The sequence below is a fragment of the Achromobacter sp. DMS1 genome, assembly GCF_001270295.1.
The window spans coordinates 1-3,796 of record NZ_LHSJ01000343.1 but is presented as its reverse complement, the minus strand read 5'-3'; the positions used below and the strand labels follow the sequence as shown (position 1 = coordinate 3,796).

Genomic DNA, 3,796 nt, shown 5'->3' with positions numbered 1-3,796 from the left:
GTGGGCGCGGGGGCCTCGGCCATGGACAGCGCGGCCACCGCCCTGGAAGCCGGCGCGGCCAGCGTGGACCTGCTGATCCGGCGCGCCGACATTCCCCGCGTCAACAAGGGCAAGGGCGCGGGCAATCCCGGCCTGACGCACGGGCACCTGAGCCTGCCGGACGAATGGAAATGGCGCATCCGCCATTACATCAACGTGCAGCAGGTGCCGCCGCCGCGCGGCAGCACGCTGCGCGTTTCGCGCCATCCCAACGCGCGCTTCAACCTGGGCTGCGGCATCCTGGATGTCTCCATGTCGGGCGACGAGATCCGCGTGGCGACGCCCAAGGGCGTTTTCGTGCTCGATTTCCTGGTTTTCTCCACGGGTTTTCGCATCGACTGGAACGCCAGGCCGGAGTTCGCCGCGCTCGCTCCCCACGTGCGCGCCTGGGGCGACCGCTACACGCCCGGGCCCGGCGAGGAAGACCAGGAGCTGCACGATTCTCCCGACCTGGGGCCGGCGTTCGAGCTGCAGGAGAAAACCCCGGGCGCCTGTCCGGGGCTGGACCGCGTGCACTGCTTCTCCTACCCCGCGGCGCTCACGCACGGCACGGTGTCGGGCGACATACCCGCCATCAGCGACGGCGCCAAGCGGCTGGCGCAAGGCATCGCAGCCTTGTTCTACCGCGAGGACGTGGAGGCGCACTACGCCAACATGGTGGCGTTCAGCGAGCCGGAGGTGTTCGGCGACGAATGGACGCCCGCCCCCGCTCCGCAGGCGGAGACCGCGCAATGACGGGCTGGCTGATCCGGCGCATCGGGCAGGCGGCCGTGGTCGTGCTGCTCATGACGCTCATCGTGTTCGTGGGGCTGCACGCCATCGGCAACCCCGTGGACATCCTGATCGGGCAGGACGTGGACCAGGTGGACCGCGCACGCATCATCGCCGAGCTGGGTCTGGACCAGCCGCTGTGGCGGCAATACCTGGCCTTTCTCAATGGCGCGCTGCACGGCAACCTGGGCAACAGCTTCGTCTACAACATCCCGGCGGTGGAGCTGGTGATCCAGCGCCTGCCGGCCACGTTCGAGCTCGCCATCGCCGCCATGCTGCTGGCCATCGTCATCGGGCTGCCGCTGGGCCTGCTGGCGGGGCTCTATCCAGACAGCCGGTTCTCGAAGCTGGTCATGGCGGGCAGCATCGTGGGCTTTTCGCTGCCCACGTTCTGGATCGCGCTGATGCTCATCATGACGTTCAGCGTGCACCTGGGCTGGCTGCCGGCCAGCGGGCGCGGCCAAACGGTGGAGCTTCTCGGGCTGCAATGGTCCTGGCTCACCGCCGACGGCTGGCGCCACCTGATCCTGCCGGCGCTCAACCTGTCGCTCTTCAAGATTTCGCTGGTGATCCGCCTGACGCGGGCCGGCGTGCGCGACGTGCTGCCCATGGACTTCGTGCGCTTTGCCCGCGCCAAAGGGCTGTCGCCCTGGCGCGTGGTCTGTGTGCACGTGCTGCGCAACACCATGATCCCCCTGGTGACGGTGCTGGGCCTGGAGCTGGGCTCGACCATCGCCTTCGCCGTCATCACGGAAAGCATTTTCGCCTGGCCGGGCGCGGGCAAGCTGATCCTGGACAGCCTGAATTCGCTGGACCGCCCGGTCATCGTGGCGTATCTCATGGTGGTGGTTTTCATGTTCGTCACGCTCAACCTGATCGTGGACATTCTGTACAAGGTGCTGGACCCCCGGGTGCGGCTGGAGGCGACGGCATGACTCCGGCCCGCCCCCCGAAAACGGCGCAGCGCTTTCCCTGCCGCCCGCCGCGCCCGCGCTGCGGCGCGAGTCGCCCTGGCGCCGCAACCTGCAGGAATTCCTGTCTTCCAAAACGGCCGTGCTGGGCCTGGCGCTGACGGTGCTTCTCGTGGTGGCGGCGGCGCTGGCGCCGTGGATCACGCCGCAGAATCCCTACGACCTGATGCAGATCGACGTCCTGGACGCGCGCCTGCCGCCGGGCTCCATGAACGGCATGGAGACGTTCCACTACTGGCTGGGCACGGACGGCCAGGGCCGCGACCTGTATTCGGGCATTCTGTACGGCCTGCGCATCAGCCTGATGGTGGGCGTGGGCTCTGCCCTCATCGCCGGAGTGGTGGGCACGCTGCTGGGGCTGCTCGCGGCCTACGCGGGCGGCAAGGTGGACGCCTTGCTCATGCGGCTGGTGGACCTGCTGCTGTCTTTTCCGTCGATCCTGGTGGCGATGATGATCCTGGCCTACCTGGGCAAGGGCGTGGGCAACGTGGTGCTCACGCTGGTGCTGCTGGAATGGGCCTATTACGCGCGCACGGCGCGCGGCCAGGCGCTGGTGGAACGGCGCCGCGAGTACGTGGAGGCGGCGCGCTGCCTGGACATTCCCACGTGGCGCATCATGCTCAAGCACATCCTGCCCAACTGCCTGCCGCCGCTCATCGTGATCGGCACGCTGCAGATCGCGCGCGCCATCACGCTGGAAGCCACGCTGAGCTTCCTGGGGCTGGGCGTGCCCATCAGCGAGCCCTCGCTCGGCCTGCTCATCTCCAACGGGTTCCAGTTCATGCTTTCCGGCGAGTACTGGATCAGCTTCTACCCCGGCATGACGCTGCTGGTCACCATCGTGGCGATCAACCTGGTAGGCGACCGCCTGCGCGACGTGCTCAACCCGAGGACCCACAAATGAACGCGGCCTCTCCCGCGCAGCACGCACCGGCCACGCTGCAGGTCCGCGATCTGCGCACGCATTTCCATACCCGGGCCGGCGTGCTGCCGGCCGTGGACGGCGTGTCGTTCACCCTGGAGCGCGGCAAGATCCTCGGCCTGGTGGGCGAGTCCGGATCGGGCAAGTCGGTCACCGGCTTTTCCATCATGGGGCTGGTGGACCCGCCCGGCCGCATCGTGGGCGGCGAAGTGCTGTTCCAGGGCCGCGACCTGGCCAAGCTGCCCGCGCGCGAACTGCGCAAGCTGCAGGGCAACCGCATCGCCATGATCTTCCAGGATCCGATGATGACGCTCAATCCGGTCCTGCGCGTGGACGTGCAGATGATCGAGACCGTGCTGGCCCACAGCAAGATGAGCCGCTCGCAGGCGCGCGAACTCGCGCGCGACACGCTGGGCATGATGGGCATTCCCAGCCCCGAGGAGCGGCTGCGCGCCTATCCGCACCAGCTGTCCGGCGGCATGCGCCAGCGCGTGGCGATCGCCATCGCCATGCTGCACCGGCCCGACCTCATCATCGCCGATGAGCCCACCACCGCGCTGGACGTAACCATCCAGGCGCAGATCCTCTCCGAAGTGCAGAAGCTCGCCCAGCGGCACGGCACCAGCCTCATCTGGATCACGCACGATCTTTCGGTGGTGGCCGGGCTGGCCGACGAAGTCGCCGTGATGTATGCCGGCCGCATCGTGGAGCACGGCAGCGTCGACGACGTGCTCGACCGTCCGCAGCATCCGTACACGGCGGGCCTGATCGGCAGCCTGCCCAGCAACAACCGGCGCGGCCAGCGGCTGCGCCAGATTCCCGGCATGACACCCAACCTGCTTTCGAAATCGATGCGGTAGAGAAACTTGATGCCGGAGTGCGGGTCCTGGATGACGATGAGCTTGTCCGAGCCCGAGGCGTCCGACATCATCCCGATGACGGGCGACTCGACCAGTTGCTTGCCGCGCTGTTCCTCGGTGTAGATGAACACGGTCGGACGCTGGGCGCGGGCCGCTTGGGCGGGGGCAGGCGAAAGGGCAGACAGTGGCATGGCTTGAAAATGGATGCGCCGCGCGCGGGACGCGGCGGAAAG

2 protein-coding genes and 3 pseudogenes are annotated in these 3,796 nt (G+C 68.0%); 4 read left to right on the top strand and 1 reads right to left on the bottom strand.

The window, feature by feature from the left end:
- The 4 genes and pseudogenes from AD428_RS23890 to AD428_RS23875 form a co-directional block, all read left to right on the top strand.
- Positions 1-774 (top strand): annotated as a pseudogene (locus AD428_RS23890) (NAD(P)/FAD-dependent oxidoreductase); the annotation flags it as partial.
- The gene (locus AD428_RS23885) at positions 771-1,745 is read left to right on the top strand and encodes an ABC transporter permease (protein ID WP_053246754.1); all 975 of its coding nucleotides are present in this window, start codon (positions 771-773) and stop codon (positions 1,743-1,745) included. The pseudogene AD428_RS23890 and the gene AD428_RS23885, both read left to right, overlap by 4 nt.
- 37 nt (positions 1,746-1,782) lie before the next feature.
- Positions 1,783-2,685, top strand: coding sequence for an ABC transporter permease (locus AD428_RS23880; RefSeq protein ID WP_053246807.1), 903 nt, complete (start codon positions 1,783-1,785; stop codon positions 2,683-2,685).
- A pseudogene (locus tag AD428_RS23875) lies at positions 2,682-3,548 on the top strand (ABC transporter ATP-binding protein); the annotation flags it as partial. The gene AD428_RS23880 and the pseudogene AD428_RS23875, both read left to right, overlap by 4 nt.
- Here AD428_RS23875 and AD428_RS28695 read toward each other — a convergent pair.
- Positions 3,545-3,754 (bottom strand): annotated as a pseudogene (locus AD428_RS28695) (hypothetical protein); the annotation flags it as partial. The pseudogenes AD428_RS23875 and AD428_RS28695 sit on opposite strands and share 4 nt — an antisense overlap.
- Positions 3,755-3,796: the final 42 nt, after the last annotated feature.